Here is a 16,991-nt window from a genome sequence, read left to right as displayed (position 1 = left end):
AGTTAGTGAGCCGTACCTTGAAGCGTTTGTTCTAAAATTGCGACACACAACTCATCAAACCCGATTCCAATCGCCTGAGCTGCTTTAGGAACCAATGAATGACTGGTCATCCCTGGAACTGTATTAATTTCTAATAACCAGAAATTACCTTGTTCATCCTGCATGGCATCGACACGTCCCCAACCACTTGCTCCTACAGCCTGGAACGCGCGCAAAGTTAATTGTTGAAGCTGTTTTTCGTCTGAATCACTGAGACCTGAAGGAATCCCATATTGCACATCATTACGCTGATATTTGGCATCATAATCGTAAAAAGCCACATCTTTAGGAGGTTCCAGACGAATCACGGGTAATGCTTCCCCATTTAGTACCACGATCGTATATTCACGCCCCGTAATCCACTTTTCTGCCATAACAATCGCATCATGTTCGGTGGCTTTCGCAATCGCTTCTGCAAAGTCTTCTTTTTTCTCAACTTTACTCATGCCAATACTTGAACCCTCATGTACAGGTTTAATAATGACAGGCAAACCAAGGCTATTTACAATCTCATCAACGTTCGAGTCTTTATTGATAATACGATAAGGTGCTGTCGGCAAATCAGTCCCTTGCCAAATTTGCTTGGTTTTAATTTTATCCATCCCGATAGCGGAACCCTGCACCCCTGTCCCCGTATACGGGACATCTAGCCATTCCAGTGTTCCCTGAATCTGACCATCTTCACCGCCACGACCATGCAATACAATAAAAGCGCGGTCATAATTGACCAGTTCTGTCACACTGCGATTTTTAGGGTCAAATGCTTCTGCTTGTACACCCGAACGTAACAAGGCTTCAAGTACCGCGTTCCCACTATCTAAAGAAACCTCACGTTCAGCTGATTTCCCACCGAACAACACGGCAACTTTGCCGAATTTTGAAGCATTTGACACGTTTTTATCCTTAAACTTTTCAAGCACAATAATTAAAAATGGATGAACCGCATTATTTTAAATACAAATGATGCTGAGCAAGTTCAACTGAAATTGCTCCCACGTTACCTGCACCCTGTGTTAATAACAAGTCATTCGGTTGTAACACTTTTTGTATCACGTTTTGCAGGTTACCTTCCACTGGGTCAACCAAAATCGGCTCGACGTCACCACGCAAACGAATACTACGTGCTAGTGAACGACTATCCGCCCCTACGATCGGCTTTTCACCCGCAGGATAAACTTCGAGTAATAACAACTGATCGACCTGAGACAGTACATCAACAAAATCATCAAAACAGTCACGAGTACGGCTAAAACGGTGCGGCTGGAACATCATCACCAGACGACGATCTGGGTGACTTTGACGCGCCGCTTTAATGGTGGCTTCAACCTCTTTAGGATGATGTCCATAGTCATCCACCAACTTGACATTTCCTTCACCTAATTCAAATTCACCTTGAACCTGAAAACGACGACCAACTCCGCTAAACCCTTTCAATGCACGGCTAATGGCTGCATCAGATACACCCTCATCAGTCGCAACACCAATCGCTGCTAAAGCATTCAAAATATTATGCAAGCCCGGTTGATTAATCGTTAAACCTAGCGGCTCACGGTCTTTGCGCAGCACTGTGAAATGTGAACGCATACCATCCTGTTCAACATCAACAGCACGAATATCATTGTCCTCATCAAAACCATACGTCAAGACTGGACGTCCTACACGCGGTAAAATTTCTCGAACATTCGCATCATCACCACAAACGACCGCCAAACCATAGAATGGCAATTTATGCAAAAACTGCACAAACGTATCTTTTAAAGTATCAAAACTACCACCATAAGTGTCCATGTGGTCGGCATCGATATTGGTGACGATTGCCGCCATAGGCTCTAAATACAAGAAAGAAGCATCCGATTCATCTGCTTCAGCAACAATAAAACGGCTTGCACCCAAAGCGGCATTTACACCCGTACGATTCAATAGCCCACCGATCACATAGGTCGGATCAAGATTTTCTTCGGCCAGCATGGTCGTTAATAAACTGGTCGTTGTCGTTTTACCATGCGTACCTGCCACTGCAATACCATGACGATAGCGCATTAATTCACCCAGCATTTCGGCACGGCGCACCACTGGAGTACGGCTTTCGATAGCAGCTTTCACTTCTGGATTTTCAGGATCAATCGCTGTAGAGACGACTAAAACATTGGCATTTTGAATGTTATCAGCAGTGTGTCCGATATAAACCTTAATGCCTTTTTCTTCGAGCTGTGCTGTAGTATTCGATGCCTTAATATCCGAACCAGATACTTTATAACCTTGATTTTTGAGTACTTCGGCAATACCACACATCCCTGCTCCACCAATCCCCACAAAATGAATGTGTTTAATACGGCGCATTTCAGGGACTTTAATCAGTTTTTTGGCTTGATCAGCTGGCGTTGATGGTGACATAGCGAACTCGAAGTTATAAAGCTTGAATAAGATCAGCGACGGTTTGAGTCGCTTGGGGTTGAGCATGTTGACGTGCCTTCACTGCCATTTCAGACAATAACTGACGATTCATCAAACCACTCAGAAGAGTATGTAAAAATTCGGGTGTCATGCTGGATTGCTGACAAATTTTTGCTGCACCAATGTCTGCCAAAAATTTGGCATTAGCTGTTTGGTGATCATCCACGGCAATCGGTAAAGGTACAAAAACGGCTGCCACGCCTGCGGTAGCGACTTCAGTTACCGTGAGCGCACCTGCACGACAGATAATTAAATCAGCCTCACTATAGGCTTTTGCCATATCCTCAATAAACGGCATCACCTGAACATTTACATGTGCTGGTGCATCCGCATAACGTGCTGTTGTTTCGTCGATTTGTTTTTGACCACATTGGTGAAAAACGTTGAGGGGCAGATCCAACTTTTTAAGTGCTTCAGGTAACCGCTCATTTAATGCCTGTGCCCCTAGCGATCCACCCACAATCAGAATATTGAATGGTTGATTTTCCTGCTCGCGAATCTGATAGCGCCATTTTGGACTTAGGATTTCTGCAATTTCCTTACGAACTGGGTTACCTGTTGTCACGACTTTTTCACTGGCAGCAAAAGTATCTGGAAATGCTTCACACACTTTATTGGCAATACGCGAAAGTTGAGAGTTGGTAAAACCAGCAACTGCATTTTGTTCGTGAATTAAAATAGGAATCCCCAAAACACGTGCTGCCAAACCACCCGGGCCAGCCACATACCCCCCAAAACCAGCGACCGCATCGATTTTAAGTTGTTTCATGTACCGCATCGCATTGAGTGTAGCTTTTAAAATTTTAAATGGGGCTAATAATTTACGTACTGCGCCATTACCACGCACACCTTGAATATCAATTTGATAAAGCGGGATATTTTGATCCTTTAATAAACGATTTTCCATACCTGCTGGCGTTGCTAGCCAAGACACCTGACAGCCTTGTTGTTGTAGCTCTTTGGCAACTGCCAAGGCAGGAAATACATGACCGCCCGTACCGGCCGCCATCATCATGACATGTTTAGGTTTGTGCTGTGGTGAATCGGTCACGGTGTAATTCTTCAACTCAAAAGAAAATGGGGAAATCACATCTATTATTTTAGCCGTTCATTTTAATCCTAAAGCAAGCAGAACGGAAAGCAAATTTCACGTGTTTGCAACATAAAGCCGAGCTTTTTTGCCTTGTATTCAATTTAGGCTTGTGGCAAGTGAGAATAGATGTAAATTGATTAATTTTTTTAAAATAAAGATGATATTCACAAGTGATACGAGTGAATATCATCTTTATTTATTTTGGCAATTAACGACCTGCTTCTAGCACGTCAAACAAATCATCGGCGATAGATGTACCATATTGCGCATCAATCTCGCGGATGCAAGTTGGACTGGTCACATTGATTTCAGTGACATAATTGCCAATCACATCTAGTCCGACAAATACTAACCCTTTTTCACGTAGAAATGGCCCGACTTTGGCTGCAATTTTTTTGTCATTTTCAGTCAATGGACGTGCTTCACCCAAACCACCTGCCGCCAAGTTACCACGCACTTCACCATTTTGCGGAATACGTGCCAGACAATACGGCACAGGTTCGCCATTGACCATCAAAATGCGCTTATCCCCTTCTACGATTTCAGGAATATAACGTTGTGCCATAATTGGGCGATTTCCCATTTCCGTTAACATTTCAAGAGTTGAGCCAATATTTACGCCATCTTGGTATAAACGAAAAATACCCATGCCCCCCATACCATCTAAAGGCTTTACGATAACATCGCCCTGTTCTTTGATAAATTCACGAATTAGGCTTTGCTGTGAAGTCACCAGAGTAGGTACTTGGAGCTCAGGGAACTGAGTGGCAAACAACTTTTCGTTACAGTCACGTAAAGATTGCGGTTTGTTGATAATCCACACACCTTCACGTTCTGCTTGTTCTAAAATATAAGTGGTGTAGACAAAATTCATGTCAAATGGTGGGTCTTTACGCATCAACACTACATCATAGGCAGCGAGCGATTCTTTTTGTTTTTCACCCAACTCGTAATAATGGTTGTAATCTTCAAAGACTTTAAGCGGCGAAATCAGACCAAAAGCACTTCCTTGATCGATATATAAGTCCTGTTGTAATGCGTAACCCAATTCATGTCCACGACGGCTGGCCGCCCAAAGCATCGCCATGGTTGAATCTTTTTTCAGATTAACAGTTTCAATTGGGTCCATCACGACAAGTACACGCATTACCAGTTCACTCTTTATTTTCAATTGGCTTGATTATAAACGAGCTTTATCCATGAAGCTTAGTATTTGAGTGAATAAGTGAAGCGTGGAATGTTCATAACAGAAATAAGTATCGCTCTATGCAGCAAACCACCATTGGATTTTGGCTAATCAAAGGCATAAAGATAAATTAAAGGCCAGCATGCTAGCATCTAAGAAATGTAAGTAAGCACAATTCGTATAAGCGCCATTCTGTTAAATAGTTTTTAAATTAGATGATTTTTCAAATTTAGAAATTAATGATAAAACATTTTCTATAACAATAGATCTTAATTGTAGGAACACAAAATGAATATTAATGAGGTAAAAAGTCCTATTGATTTAAGAAATTTAAATGACGCATCTGAGTGGGCTGCCGAAGTAAATATAAAGCGCCCATGGAGATATGAATTTTTTGATACTTATGTTGATGAAATTAATAGTTTAAATATTGAAATTCCTAAAATTCTTGAAATAGGTTCTGGTCCAGGATATTTAGCAAAGGTTTTATTAGAAAACTTATCAAGTATTAGTTATACAGCCATAGATTTTTCGCAAGCTATGCACCAATTATCAAAAGAAAATTTAGGTAAATTGAGTGCAAAAGCAAAGTATCTAGTTGCTAATTTTAAAGATTCTGATTGGTTTCATATAGTAGAACAAGAAAAATATGATGTAGTGATAATTCATCAAGCATTACATGAATTAAGACACAAAGCCTATTCTAAGAATTTTCATACCCAAGTTAGAGATCATCTATTAAATAAGAATGGAATATATATAGTTACAGATCATATTGTTGCGGATAATGGTATGAAAAATACTGACTTGTACATGACAGTTGATGAACATTTAAAAGAGTTATCTTTAGCAGGATTTACTCAAATTAATATTTTAAAAGAAAGAAATGCTTTATGTTCTTTTAAAGTTTCCTAAAATTAACATAGTAGACCTTATGCGAAATACTTGAATTTTTCTTTCCGCATCAATATTTTAATCAAAGACTTTCTAGGATTCAGCGCATTGAAAGGGCTTTTTCCTTGATTTTTGATGTTCCACGTTCTCTTTTTAAAATTATTTTAAATTATCAATTAACGAAACAAAAAAGGAAGTTTCCACCTCCTTTTAGTTCTTTAAAACTTAGATGCCATATTTTTCACGATAAGCCTGCATATTTGCCAAGGCCTCTTTTTCACCTTTAGCATCCAAAAAGTCCATCAAGTCTTTCATGGTAATTAAAGCATGTACCGGGATTTCTAGCTCTTTTTGTACTTCCTGAATCGCAGAAAGTTCACCTTGACCACGTTCCTGACGATCCAATGCAACCAATACCCCTGCAATGGTCGCACCTGCATTTTTCAAAATGTTCACCACTTCGCGAATCGCAGTACCTGCGGTAATTACATCATCAATAATCCAGACTTTTTGACCTGCAACAGCAGCGCCCACTAGCACGCCACCTTCACCGTGATCTTTGGCTTCTTTACGGTTAAAACCCCAAGGTACACTTTTAGTGTGAACCTGAGACAATGCCACCGCAGTTGCCGCAACAAAAGGAATACCTTTATATGCAGGACCAAAAATCACATCAACATTTTTACATTGTACAAGTTTATCGGCATAGCCTTGAGCTAATAGCGACAATGCTTCACCATCATTTAATAAACCTGCGTTAAAAAAATACGGACTGACACGTCCTGATTTTAGGGTAAACTCACCAAATTTAAGCACACCGCGTGATAACGCGAGTTCAATAAAAGCTTGCGGGTTAAAAGACGATGGCGTTGTCATAGGTGCTCCAGATTCATCAATTGAGGTCAAACTTGCGCATGATACCAAAGGATAGCTATCCAAGTGATGTAAAAATTCTACGTGTGGTTTCAATTAACGTAAATGGTTTGCGTTCATCTGTGACCAAAGGGCTGCTCGAATGGCTGGAAAAGTCAGAAGCTGATGTGGTGTGTATGCAGGAGAGTCGCATTACCCATACCCAATGGACAGATAAATTTAAACCAGAAGGCTGGTACACTCATCTGTTTCCTGCTGAACGTGCTGGCTATGCGGGTACAGCCATCTATAGTCGCATTCCCTTTAGCTCGGTACAAGATGGGCTGGGTTTTGAACTCGCCGATTCACAAGGGCGTTTTATTGCGGCCGAATTTGATTTAGGTCTAGCACAGCCTGTTTATGTATGTTCCTTGTATTTACCGTCTGGTTCTTCAGGCGATGAAGCACAAGCACGTAAAGATGTCTTTTTAGAGCAATATGCACGAATTTTAAAGCAATGGCGTGGTGAGAATAAATCGATCATTGTCTGTGGTGACTACAATATCGTACATAAACGTATTGATATTAAAAACTGGTCAGGCAATCAGAAATCATCTGGCTGTTTGCCTCATGAACGTGCATGGCTGGATCATATCTATGACGATTTAGGTTATGTGGACACTTTCCGTGAAGTCCGTCAGGAAGCCGAACTGTATTCATGGTGGTCCAACCGTGGACAAGCCCGTGCCAAAAACGTGGGGTGGCGTATTGATTATCACGCTTGTTCTCCCGATTGGAAAGACCGCACAGTCAACGCTTGGGTCTATAAAGAAGAATGGTTTAGCGACCATGCACCTGTGATTATTGACTATAAAATCGGCTAAAAAGGTACACTTGTTCACTGAATTAATGGTTTTTACCTACAATTGTTGTGGAAATTGTATATTTTTCTTACAGACGTTTAAGAGCATTATAGCTGCACGGCACAGGGACATGTCAGGATGACAAAAGGATAGGACGCCGTAGGAAGGAAATATATAACCTAGTTTGGTTATTCAAGGATGTGACAATGGACGTTGGACTGAGACCCGCATGATCAGGATGATTAAATGCGGGTTTTCTCTTTTTTAACATCCATTAAAATACTCTTGATCAATCTACTTATAATTTCAAGTCATTTTTACCTGAAGCATATGTCAATATTATGACATTTATCTAATTACACAAGTACGATAGATTTAATTAATTCTGATATTGTTATCTCAAATCCATTTTTCAATTCACTTCAGACTAGAGCTTTGTTTTATTTTTGGGTAGGCTAATACGCATTGTCATGGATAAAGCCCAAGAATATGTTAAAGATTTATGGAATTAAAAACTGTAATTCAATGAAAAAAGCCTTTGATGCACTGAATGCTCAAGGATTAAATTACGAGTTTCATGATTATAAAAAACAAGGAATAGATGCAGAAACTATTCAAGTCTGGTTAGATCAAGTCGGTGCGGACATTATTTTAAATAAAAAGGGAACTACATGGCGTAAGTTATCGCCTGATGAACAACAATTTGCGCTCAGCAGTGAAGCCCATTTAATTGAAACCCTAATCGCCCATCCCAGTTTGATTAAACGCCCTGTTCTCCAAACAGCTCAGGGTTATCTGGTAGGTTTTGATGAAGCAGCTTATCAACAATTAGCCAAAGCCTAAAAATTTGATAAAAAAATAGCCGAATCAATCATTCGGCTATTTGATGCTATTTAGAAGAAATTCGATTAGTTAGCACGAATCCATGTTTGATTACGCCCTAATGCCGATATTCCAATATAGCCACGAATATTCAGTTTCTTACCGCCATCCGCAAGCTCACCTTTGAGTTTATAGGTTTTACCTGTTTTAGGATCCAGAATTGATCCACCATCATAACTTGCGCCACCTGTATTTTTTAGGCCATTCACAATGGTGACGCCTTTCAGTGATTTATTCTTGTAGGGTCCTTCACATTTAGTACAAGAATTTTCTTCACCAGGCGTTAAAATACTTTGGATCGTCGCAGATAATGTCCCGTTTTTTTGCTCAGTGAATTTCACAATCGCTTTCGGTTGTTTTGTTTGATCGTCAATCGTTTTCCAAACCGTACCATTTAATGGATCAGTTGCATTTGCCAAAACTGTCGCACCAAGTAATCCAATTGCCAATGCAAATTTTTTCATTTTTGTTTAATATCCCTAAGTCTTTGTTGACATGATTAGTATTCAAAACTCACAACAATATTGCAATTTTTGTCTGTGACTAATTAGTGTAGCCTTGTAACTTGTATAGCCCAATTCGCACAATTTTAAAAATTATACTCCAACTATGAAAAAATGATGAAGATGAATACCATGTGGAAACAATATATTACTGAAACAATTTTAAAAGCTGCTATCCGAACTCCAAGTCAGTTTAGTTTACCTCCAGCAGCTCTCAGAACGGCGTTGGATCAACTATGCCGTGTTTTCCCAATCAATAAAGAAGTTGAAATTCGTCCAATTCGCCTAGCGGGTATAAAAGCAGAGGAAATCAAACCTCAATCATCTTCAACCCAACTCATTTTTCATATTCATGGCGGTGCATTCTTCTTAGGCAGTCTAAATACGCATCGTGCTTTTATGACTGATATTTCAGCACGTACGCAGATGCAGGTCATTCATGTCGATTACCCTTTGGCACCTGAAAGTGGTTTTCCCGATGCCTTAGATGCACTTTATGATATCTATCAACTTTTATTGGATCAGGGCATACAGGCCAAGGATATTATTATTTCGGGCGATTCCTGTGGAGCAAATCTAGCTTTGGCACTGTGTTTACGTCTTAAAGAAAATCAGGACGAACAACCTAGCGGCTTGATCCTACTGTCGCCTTTTCTGGACTTAACTTTAACCAGCGAGTCTTTACGCTTTAATCGCAAGCATGACGCTTTATTGTCTATTGAAGCGCTGGAAGCAGGAATCGATTATTATTTGGGTGATCGGATCGCCACTGACAATCCTCAAGTTTCTCCTTTATTTGATGATCTTTCTGGTTTACCGCCAACATTAGTACAAGTCGGCTCTAAAGAGATTCTATTGGACGATGCTAAACGCTTTCAGGAACAGGCCAAGAAAGCAGGAGTACATGTAGAATTTAAACTTTACACGGGTATGTGGCACAATTTTCAGATGTTTAATGCATGGTTTGATGAAGCTAAACAGGCATTGGCAGATATTGCTGAATTTGCTCACCAATTGGATAAAGACTAGTAGGTGTAGACGTTCGAGCTTTTAAATTTAAAATGAGATTAATTTACCACTATCTCCCTCATCTCTTACCTATTTCATTACATGAAAAATATTCTGGGTGAAATAGGTTAATCCCCCCAAAAACTTAGCGTGACTTTAAATAATTCAGTAAAAAAATGAATGAATAAAAGAATATTAACGCCAATAACATCACAATTTTTTCAGACCAAGCTCAATTTTCATACACGCCTAAAACTGTTATCTTAAGCAAATAAAAACCAATCTATAGTCCTCCATATCACAACAATTAAAATTTTAATGAAAAAAGTATACGGTTTTGCATTGTTACGTGATGGCATTACCGGGGATGTTGCAAATGAAAAAACGGTTAATCAAAGCGATATTTGAAGATAATGTCGTCATGAACTGGACCACCATGCAAAAATGTACCCTGATTCTATTTTTAGCATGTGGTATCCATATCACATGGATCGTCTGGAAAGTTTATATTTTTTTGAAACCTGAATTATGGCCGCTCATTAATCGCTCCTTACTAAAAGTTAGCTTGGGAATTGATATTCTCGGGTTTTGTTTATTGGCGTTATTGATTTATCCGACCCTTTATTATCGTGAACATAAATGGTTTGAAGCGGTTATTCCTTGGCTCAGTGTTGGATTATTTACTGTGACTTTATGTGCAGGGAGCTATTCGATTGGTACGCTTAGCCCAGCCACTATGGTAGGTTATGTCAGTATAGTAGGCGTGGGGCTCATTCTATTTCAACGTCATTTCATCTATGTGGTGATGATCCCCGCGAGTATAATGCTTTTAGGCAGTACGTATTTGAGCATGAAGCATATCATTCCCTACGCTCCTCTTTTTAATTTTGGACATTTAGGAATCGATGCTTTTACTCATCCATTTTGGGTCGCAAGTATGATTTTCTTTAGCGCACCAATTTTTTTAACCTGTTTACTTTTATTTGAAATTTTACTGACTCAATGGCGCAATCGTGAGGAGTATATTCAACGTCTCAGCCAGATTGATCCCTTAACCAATATACTCAATCGCCGCAGTATAAATCGGTGTTTACAAGAATTGCATCTGCAACATCTTGACCCAAAATCAGGTTATGCCATTATTTTGTTGGATCTAGATCATTTTAAACAGATTAATGACCACTATGGTCATCATATTGGTGATGAAGTTTTAATTGAAGTTGCAAACTGTTTGTCCAATCATCTACGACGTCAAGACTATATTGGGCGCTTTGGGGGTGAAGAATTTATTCTATTACTTCCCCACACGCCGCTAGAACAAGCAAAAATTATTGCTGAACGATGCCGACTTGCTATTCAAAAACTAAATATATTGGTCGACCATCAAAACGAAATTCGTATTAGCGCCAGTTTTGGTATTGCAACGTCTCAGTATAATTGTGATCCTAAAGAAATACTTAATCAGGCTGATCAGGCCTTATACGCGGTCAAGGCGATGGGACGTAATCAAGTCCAATGTTTTTTTGATCTGCCGCCTCGTCTCAGCTAAACCTCACACTCTCAAAAACTGCTCAGGATGCTGTCGATAAGGTTCCTGATTTTGAACAAACTGCTTTTCTACCTGTGCCTGATTCATCCACTGTTGTACCGCAGCATTGGCCAAGATGGTTTGCATATATTGCTGACTTTGCTCAGAAACAGGCAAACCATAACTCACAAAACGCATCACCACTGGTGCATAGAAAGCATCTGCAATACTAAAGTCACCACATAAAAAACCATTCATATCTGGCCGTTCAGCCCAGATCTGTTCAATACGAGCCACATCTGTTCGCAATGCTGGCAAGTCATTCCATAGTTTACTGCCAATAAACCTTAGATCTGCTTCAATGTTCATGCCACAGTATTGTCTCAGCGTCATAAAACTACTATGCATTTCTGCGCTAATACTGCGCGCACGGGCACGTTGGGTTTTATCCACCGGCCATAAATGTTTTTCAGGAAAACTTTCCGCCAGATATTCACAAATTGCGAGAGAATCCCACACCACCACATCCTGATCAACCAATGTGGGAACTTTAGCTGCAGGACTAATGGCTGACATGGTTTGCTTAAACTGCCCTTCAACAGCAAAATCATCAAAAGCAACCGCATGCTCATCCAATGTCAAATTAAAATGTGTCATAACCAACCAAGGACGCATCGACCATGATGAATAGTTTTTATTGCCAATATAAAGTTCCATCAGACCTTACTCCTTGAGATTTTTTAACGCCTGTAAATGATCCAGCAGCTCAGTCTTACTAAATGCTCCAGTCAATCGTAAACGGCGCAATTCCTGTTGCTGTGAATTTAAAAATAAATAGGTCGGTGGCCCTAAAATCTGCCATTGATTCAGCAAAGCCTGATGAGAAGTATCATACTGGCTGAGATCCAGTTTAATAAGATAATAGGGCTGTAATGCCGTTTGTACTTGGGCATCTTTTAAAATACGGTGTTCAATTGGTTGGCAAGCGACACACCAATCCGCATAGACATCAATAATAACAATAGGATCCTTCGGGGCTTGGTTTAATAATTGCTGAAACTCAGCCGCAGTATGTGCGATATGCCAAGCACTAGCACCTTGCTGTTGATCGAGCTGATTACGCTGAAAATGCTGGTATTGATCAAACATGATCGCAGGAATTACGAATATTAATAATAAAATATACAACCAGCGTAAACGATCATGATGTTTGACAAGACGATAACAGGTATATGCAATAAAACTTAACCCTAAAGCCAGACTTAAAATTTGTAGTACAAGCGCAGGCAATAAAGGTCGTATGAAATACAGACTCAAACCCAGCATGATAAACGCAAAAATCACTTTGATCTGATGCATCCATTGCCCAGCTTTGGGTAGAACTTTTGCGCCTAAAATGGTGGCCAGTAGTAAAGGAATGCCCATGCCAAAGCCTAGGCAAAATAAGAGTAAAGCCCCTTGCCACTGATCCTGAGTCTGGGAAATAAATAATAAAGTTCCTGCCAAAGGAGCCGTCATACAAGGCCCAACCAATAAGGCAGAAATCATGCCCATAATCGCAGCACCAAGCAGTGTTCCCCCCCGTTGTACCGATTGAATCCGATCCAAATGATTCATTAATTGCTGAGGAAGCTTGATCTCGAATAAGCCAAATAAATTTAAGGCAAAAACCACAAATAATAAACTAAAGGCAATCAAAGTCGCAGGCTGCTGTAACCAACGCTGAAAATTAAGTCCTGCTGATGAAGCAATTAAACCCAGTACCGCATACACCAATGCCATACTACATACAAAAGTCAGCGCAACGATCCATGCGCGTAAACCTTTGCTTTCCCTCACGATGAGTGAGGTGAGTATGGGTAACATGGGCAATGAACATGGCGTAAAAGCCAACAGCATTCCCAAACCCAAAAACAGCAGAACGCCATACCCCAATGAATGTTGCTCAAGTTTACTGCTCCAGAATTGATCCTGAGCCACTTGAGTATCGCTATTTAACTGGGCCGCCTCTGTTGTTCCAGATTTTCTTGTTGCATCTGAACCTGAACCAGATTCAGCATAAATACTATTTGATACATTATTTTGAGATGCTTTAGCTGCATCCAGAAAGGTTTTCTTCGACTGCCCTGTATTTTGGATACTGACCAGACCATCCAGATCAGTCTGAAACTCAATGGTTTGAGGAGGATAACAAATTCTGTCTTTGGCACAACCCTGCCATGTCACCTGATAGGTTTGAGAAGGTTGAGTCTGAATTTGAAACTGTACGTTTTGATAATAAACCTGACTATTTCCAAAGTTATCATCATATTGCTGCCGTGCTTTCGGCAGATTCAGCGGCAGAGAATGATCACCCTGTTTGACCTCAAACTTATGCTGATATAAATAATAATGCGGCTGAATCGACCAATTTAGAACAGCGGTCTTTTGATCAAGCGACTCAACAGAAAATGAAAACGCATCTTCAGGACTCAACAATGCCTCATTTTTAGCATAGAGCTGCGTCGCAAAAAAACAAAGTGACAGAATTAAAAAGTTAAAAATGCCACTGCGACTTTGAAAATGCGCCATTATTTCCTCAATTACTTAGAACAGGTAAGAAAAACCAAAACCACCGTTATAGTTTTTGTCGTTTCCATTTAAACCAACGCCGACACTAGCATCCAATTGCGCACGGTCATTAATGGCATAAATAACTCCTGTTCCCAGTCCATATTCGTAGTCTTGGCTTTCAGCTTTACGATATACAAATTCAGAATAACCAGACCATTTTCCACTTAATTTATAGCCAATCGTTGGAATCGCAGTTACCGCCCAGTCGCTATTTTGAACTTCATATTTCATGGTAATTGAGGTTTCAATTAAATCACTGTACTGATACGCCACAGCTGAACTTAAACTGTAAATATCATCGTGTTCAGTAAATTCATCATTGCCAGTTGCGATCAGCGCTTGCGCCAAAATCGCCATTGAAAGTCGATCATCATCTAAATCAATGGCTTTTTTCAAGCCTATTGTGATATCGCCCAGCCCATTGTCGTGAATTTTTTTACCTGCGCGTTTGGTTTGATACCACGCAGGTCCTTGCCAGCCTAATTGTAATTCTAAATCTTTGGTCAGACCGGTACGTAACAGCATATCTTCATTCAGAGTGACGGTTTTTTCTTTGACACCCTCTACAGAAGTTTCATTGTACGTTGCGCTTGGTAAACCTTGTTCCCAAGCCAACTGGCCTACAGGTGTAATACCTGTTCCAAAACCTGAACCAGGACGGTCAAAAGAAAAATCAGCGGCAAAAGTATCAACCGTTGCGCCCGCAGCCAGAATAAAAGTTAGTGTTTTAAACATGTTCATGGATACACTCAAAATTCAGTTCATTTTTTACTTAACCTGATTATTGCAAAAAAACAGGTTTATTCTTTCGACATTTTTGCACCGCGACTACGCAATAACTCTAGTGTCTGTTTCTCTTCTGGCAATGCCTCTGCCCAATTAATTTGATCAAACTCACAATCAAAGAATAAATCACTGACTGAAGATAAAATGGTGAGTCCTTCGTCGTCACGCGTATTCGGATCAACTTTTTCATCGAGCAAACGCTGAACTACAGGCACACATGCGGAACTTGCCGCATCCCAAAGTGGACCATATAGTTCTTCTGAATCCCATAAATGCAAGTTGGCTTTGGCCTTTATCAGCGCCTCCAAAATATCCAAATGTACTTTTAATACTTGTTGTTTTTCATCTTCACTCAAGGGCTGATTAGCTTCATAAGCCTCACACACCATTTCCCACCACTTAAATAAACCATCACTAAAAACAGAAATCGGTGGGCCCTTTTCAGGATCAATAAAATTTGGATCAAGACCTGCCGCTAACAGGCGCTGCACCTGTTCAAGGTCTAATTCTTCAATGGCCTGAACAAAGGCTTGTTGTTGGGCTGTTAGCATGGATTATCTCACCACTTTAAAGGGATTTGGCTACTATTATGCCGAAAATTTAACGGTGATTTGTGATATTTTGATTTAAATTTATCTCATTTTTCAAATAAATATAAAAAAAGCCCCGTAGGGCTTCTTTCATTGCATTATTCTTCGTCTGCAAATTCGACTCGACCACCACGCGATGGTTCCTGTTTTTCGAAGGTATGTTCTAGGCTACGTTTTAGTTTTTCAATCGAACCATGAATGGCTAAATCAATATTTCCTGCTTTATGGCTGACTGCAATTGGCTTTAAGCCTGCTGGACGCGCTTCGATCATGCACCGGATATCATCTTCGCCGTTTTTTTTGTCCCCGTTCTCATCACTCAAGTGTACCGAAAAGTGAGTAATGCGTTCAGCATGGCGCTGAAATTCATCAGAAAGTTCTGCACGAACATATTCAATTAAACGTTCACTATTTTGGATGTTTTTATCTGTGCGGATTTCAATATTCATGATTTCATCCTCTTTGTATCAGTATTTCTATATAACCATCTATGCAAAACTTAATTGGCACACTTTGAGCATGCTGTAATTCGGTGCTGTTGTACATCTCTGTTGTGTAATTGGTTGTTATCTCCTTTTATGCTTTATGTTGGTGTTGTTTTTTAAGTGCTTGAAGCGCTTCTCTATCTTCAATATCTGTCTATACTCAAAAATATGCAAGCTGATTTTTTAAATTTTTATGACATTTTGATCAAAAAGGATGCAACATGGTGAATTCTTCATATTTACGTGGACAAGATCTGATTGACCAGATCAAAAATGCACCCTATTCACGCGATTTAATTGGTTATCATGGTCAGCCCCCACATGCGCAATGGCCAAATCAGGCGCGTGTTGCTGTGCAATTTGTGCTTAATTATGAAGAAGGTAGCGAAAATCATATTGAACATGGTGATTTAGGTTCAGAACAGTTTTTATCCGATATTATCGGTGCAGCCAGTTTCCCCGCCAAACATATGTCGATGGATTCAATGTATGAATATGGTTCCCGAGCAGGTTTCTGGCGTATTCACGAAGAGTTTCAGCGCCGTGGCTTACCCATGACTATTTTTGGTGTAGGCATGGCATTGGTACGCAACCCTTACGTCGTCGATGCGATCAAAACTGCTCAATATGATGTGGTCTCTCATGGCCAACGCTGGATTCATTATCAGGATATGGATGTCGAAACTGAACGGATGTATATGGATCAGGCCATTTCCGTTCTTGAAACGCTATTTGGCGAAGCTCCGATCGGCTGGTATACAGGGCGTGATAGCCCAAATACCCGTCAAATTTTGGCCGAGTTCCCACAGATTAAATATGACTGTGATTATTATGGTGATGATTTACCATTTTGGACAACACTGACCAATAAAGAGGGGGAGACAAGACCTCACCTGATTATTCCCTATACCCTTGAATCAAATGATATGAAATTCTGTTCGCCGGGTGGCTTTAATAGTGGTGAACAATTTTATCAATATTTAAAAGATGCTTTTGATGTTCTTTATGCAGAAGGTGAAACTGCACCAAAAATGCTCTCTATTGGTATGCATTGCCGTCTTTTAGGGCGTCCTGGTCGTTTTAAAGCCTTGCAACGTTTTCTGGATTACATACAATCGCATGATAAGGTCTGGATTTGCCGTCGTAATGATATCGCAGCGCACTGGTATCAAAACCATCCTTATACTGGCTAATTTTTAAATACTCAGGCAATAG

Annotated in this window: 17 protein-coding genes; 6 read left to right on the top strand and 11 right to left on the bottom strand. The window is 40.1% G+C overall.

What is annotated here, in order from left to right; genetic code table 11:
* Window positions 1-2 precede the first annotated feature (2 nt).
* From IAE20_RS00620 to gshB, 4 genes are all read right to left on the bottom strand, one after another.
* A complete protein-coding gene (locus tag IAE20_RS00620; protein WP_200459018.1) occupies window positions 3-932 on the bottom strand; it encodes a D-alanine--D-alanine ligase in 930 nt (309 codons plus the stop codon).
* 52 nt (window positions 933-984) lie between these two features.
* A complete protein-coding gene (gene murC / locus IAE20_RS00615; RefSeq protein ID WP_200482020.1) occupies window positions 985-2,433 on the bottom strand; it encodes a UDP-N-acetylmuramate--L-alanine ligase in 1,449 nt (482 codons plus the stop codon).
* 13 nt (window positions 2,434-2,446) lie between these two features.
* The gene (gene murG, locus IAE20_RS00610) at window positions 2,447-3,544 is read right to left on the bottom strand and encodes an undecaprenyldiphospho-muramoylpentapeptide beta-N-acetylglucosaminyltransferase (RefSeq protein ID WP_200459016.1); all 1,098 of its coding nucleotides are present in this window, start codon (window positions 3,542-3,544) and stop codon (window positions 2,447-2,449) included.
* Window positions 3,545-3,794: 250 nt separating this feature from the next.
* Complete coding sequence (gene gshB, locus IAE20_RS00605) at window positions 3,795-4,733, bottom strand: glutathione synthase (RefSeq protein WP_200459015.1); 939 nt, start codon at window positions 4,731-4,733, stop codon at window positions 3,795-3,797.
* Window positions 4,734-5,060: 327 nt separating this feature from the next.
* Here gshB and IAE20_RS00600 point away from each other — a divergent pair, with 327 nt between their 5' ends.
* Complete coding sequence (locus IAE20_RS00600) at window positions 5,061-5,687, top strand: class I SAM-dependent methyltransferase (protein ID WP_200459014.1); 627 nt, start codon at window positions 5,061-5,063, stop codon at window positions 5,685-5,687.
* Window positions 5,688-5,891: 204 nt separating this feature from the next.
* On the opposite strand, the gene pyrE is transcribed toward IAE20_RS00600, so the two are convergent.
* The gene (gene pyrE / locus IAE20_RS00595; RefSeq protein WP_200459013.1) at window positions 5,892-6,542 is read right to left on the bottom strand and encodes an orotate phosphoribosyltransferase; all 651 of its coding nucleotides are present in this window, start codon (window positions 6,540-6,542) and stop codon (window positions 5,892-5,894) included.
* Between the two features lie 38 nt (window positions 6,543-6,580).
* Between pyrE and IAE20_RS00590 the strand changes: the two genes are divergently transcribed.
* Window positions 6,581-7,402, top strand: a complete 822-nt coding sequence (locus IAE20_RS00590; RefSeq protein ID WP_200459012.1) for an exodeoxyribonuclease III — start codon at window positions 6,581-6,583, stop codon at window positions 7,400-7,402.
* 468 nt (window positions 7,403-7,870) lie between these two features.
* On the top strand, window positions 7,871-8,224 hold the full coding sequence (locus IAE20_RS00585) for an arsenate reductase (protein ID WP_200482021.1): 354 nt from the start codon (window positions 7,871-7,873) through the stop codon (window positions 8,222-8,224).
* 65 nt (window positions 8,225-8,289) lie between these two features.
* Here the strand turns inward: IAE20_RS00585 and IAE20_RS00580 are convergent, their stop codons facing one another.
* Entirely contained in the window at window positions 8,290-8,727 is a 438-nt protein-coding gene (locus tag IAE20_RS00580) for a DUF2147 domain-containing protein (RefSeq protein ID WP_200482022.1), read from the bottom strand.
* 156 nt (window positions 8,728-8,883) lie between these two features.
* Between IAE20_RS00580 and IAE20_RS00575 the strand changes: the two genes are divergently transcribed.
* Together IAE20_RS00575 and IAE20_RS00570 are read left to right on the top strand one after the other, a co-directional pair.
* Entirely contained in the window at window positions 8,884-9,795 is a 912-nt protein-coding gene (locus IAE20_RS00575) for an alpha/beta hydrolase (protein WP_200482051.1), read from the top strand.
* A 355-nt stretch (window positions 9,796-10,150) separates the two neighbouring features.
* On the top strand, window positions 10,151-11,323 hold the full coding sequence (locus tag IAE20_RS00570; protein WP_200459008.1) for a GGDEF domain-containing protein: 1,173 nt from the start codon (window positions 10,151-10,153) through the stop codon (window positions 11,321-11,323).
* Window positions 11,324-11,326: 3 nt separating this feature from the next.
* Here the strand turns inward: IAE20_RS00570 and IAE20_RS00565 are convergent, their stop codons facing one another.
* The 5 genes from IAE20_RS00565 to IAE20_RS00545 all read right to left on the bottom strand — a co-directional run bounded on the left by IAE20_RS00565 (window position 11,327) and on the right by IAE20_RS00545 (window position 15,740).
* Window positions 11,327-12,019, bottom strand: a complete 693-nt coding sequence (locus IAE20_RS00565; RefSeq protein ID WP_200459007.1) for a glutathione S-transferase family protein — start codon at window positions 12,017-12,019, stop codon at window positions 11,327-11,329.
* A 6-nt stretch (window positions 12,020-12,025) separates the two neighbouring features.
* On the bottom strand, window positions 12,026-13,873 hold the full coding sequence (gene dsbD / locus IAE20_RS00560; RefSeq protein ID WP_200482023.1) for a protein-disulfide reductase DsbD: 1,848 nt from the start codon (window positions 13,871-13,873) through the stop codon (window positions 12,026-12,028).
* A 15-nt stretch (window positions 13,874-13,888) separates the two neighbouring features.
* A complete protein-coding gene (locus IAE20_RS00555; RefSeq protein WP_200459005.1) occupies window positions 13,889-14,656 on the bottom strand; it encodes a transporter in 768 nt (255 codons plus the stop codon).
* Window positions 14,657-14,715: 59 nt separating this feature from the next.
* Window positions 14,716-15,252, bottom strand: coding sequence for an ankyrin repeat domain-containing protein (locus IAE20_RS00550; protein WP_200459004.1), 537 nt, complete (start codon window positions 15,250-15,252; stop codon window positions 14,716-14,718).
* A gap of 137 nt (window positions 15,253-15,389) precedes the next feature.
* The gene (locus IAE20_RS00545) at window positions 15,390-15,740 is read right to left on the bottom strand and encodes an HPF/RaiA family ribosome-associated protein (protein WP_200482024.1); all 351 of its coding nucleotides are present in this window, start codon (window positions 15,738-15,740) and stop codon (window positions 15,390-15,392) included.
* Window positions 15,741-16,000: 260 nt separating this feature from the next.
* Between IAE20_RS00545 and puuE the strand changes: the two genes are divergently transcribed.
* Entirely contained in the window at window positions 16,001-16,969 is a 969-nt protein-coding gene (puuE, locus tag IAE20_RS00540; protein WP_200459358.1) for an allantoinase PuuE, read from the top strand.
* The last annotated feature ends 22 nt before the right edge of the window (window positions 16,970-16,991 follow it).

This window comes from Acinetobacter sp. S54, assembly GCF_016624945.1.
Lineage (GTDB): Bacteria > Pseudomonadota > Gammaproteobacteria > Pseudomonadales > Moraxellaceae > Acinetobacter.
The sequence above is the reverse complement of the archived record's forward strand: the minus strand, read 5'-3'. Positions and strand labels throughout refer to the sequence as shown.

Excerpts from the sequence above, each read along its gene's own strand:
- IAE20_RS00585 (WP_200482021.1), top strand. The coding sequence starts at position 7,871 with ATGTTAAAGATTTATGGAATTAAAAACTGTAATTCAATGAAAAAAGCC.
- IAE20_RS00565 (WP_200459007.1), bottom strand. The coding sequence starts at position 12,019 with ATGGAACTTTATATTGGCAATAAAAACTATTCATCATGGTCGATGCGT.
- IAE20_RS00580 (WP_200482022.1), bottom strand. The coding sequence starts at position 8,727 with ATGAAAAAATTTGCATTGGCAATTGGATTACTTGGTGCGACAGTTTTG.
- dsbD (WP_200482023.1), bottom strand. The coding sequence starts at position 13,873 with ATGGCGCATTTTCAAAGTCGCAGTGGCATTTTTAACTTTTTAATTCTG.
- murC (WP_200482020.1), bottom strand. The coding sequence starts at position 2,433 with ATGTCACCATCAACGCCAGCTGATCAAGCCAAAAAACTGATTAAAGTC.
- IAE20_RS00550 (WP_200459004.1), bottom strand. The coding sequence starts at position 15,252 with ATGCTAACAGCCCAACAACAAGCCTTTGTTCAGGCCATTGAAGAATTA.
- IAE20_RS00600 (WP_200459014.1), top strand. The coding sequence starts at position 5,061 with ATGAATATTAATGAGGTAAAAAGTCCTATTGATTTAAGAAATTTAAAT.
- IAE20_RS00575 (WP_200482051.1), top strand. The coding sequence starts at position 8,884 with ATGAAGATGAATACCATGTGGAAACAATATATTACTGAAACAATTTTA.
- IAE20_RS00555 (WP_200459005.1), bottom strand. The coding sequence starts at position 14,656 with ATGAACATGTTTAAAACACTAACTTTTATTCTGGCTGCGGGCGCAACG.
- pyrE (WP_200459013.1), bottom strand. The coding sequence starts at position 6,542 with ATGACAACGCCATCGTCTTTTAACCCGCAAGCTTTTATTGAACTCGCG.
- IAE20_RS00590 (WP_200459012.1), top strand. The coding sequence starts at position 6,581 with ATGATACCAAAGGATAGCTATCCAAGTGATGTAAAAATTCTACGTGTG.
- IAE20_RS00570 (WP_200459008.1), top strand. The coding sequence starts at position 10,151 with ATGAAAAAACGGTTAATCAAAGCGATATTTGAAGATAATGTCGTCATG.
- IAE20_RS00545 (WP_200482024.1), bottom strand. The coding sequence starts at position 15,740 with ATGAATATTGAAATCCGCACAGATAAAAACATCCAAAATAGTGAACGT.
- gshB (WP_200459015.1), bottom strand. The coding sequence starts at position 4,733 with ATGCGTGTACTTGTCGTGATGGACCCAATTGAAACTGTTAATCTGAAA.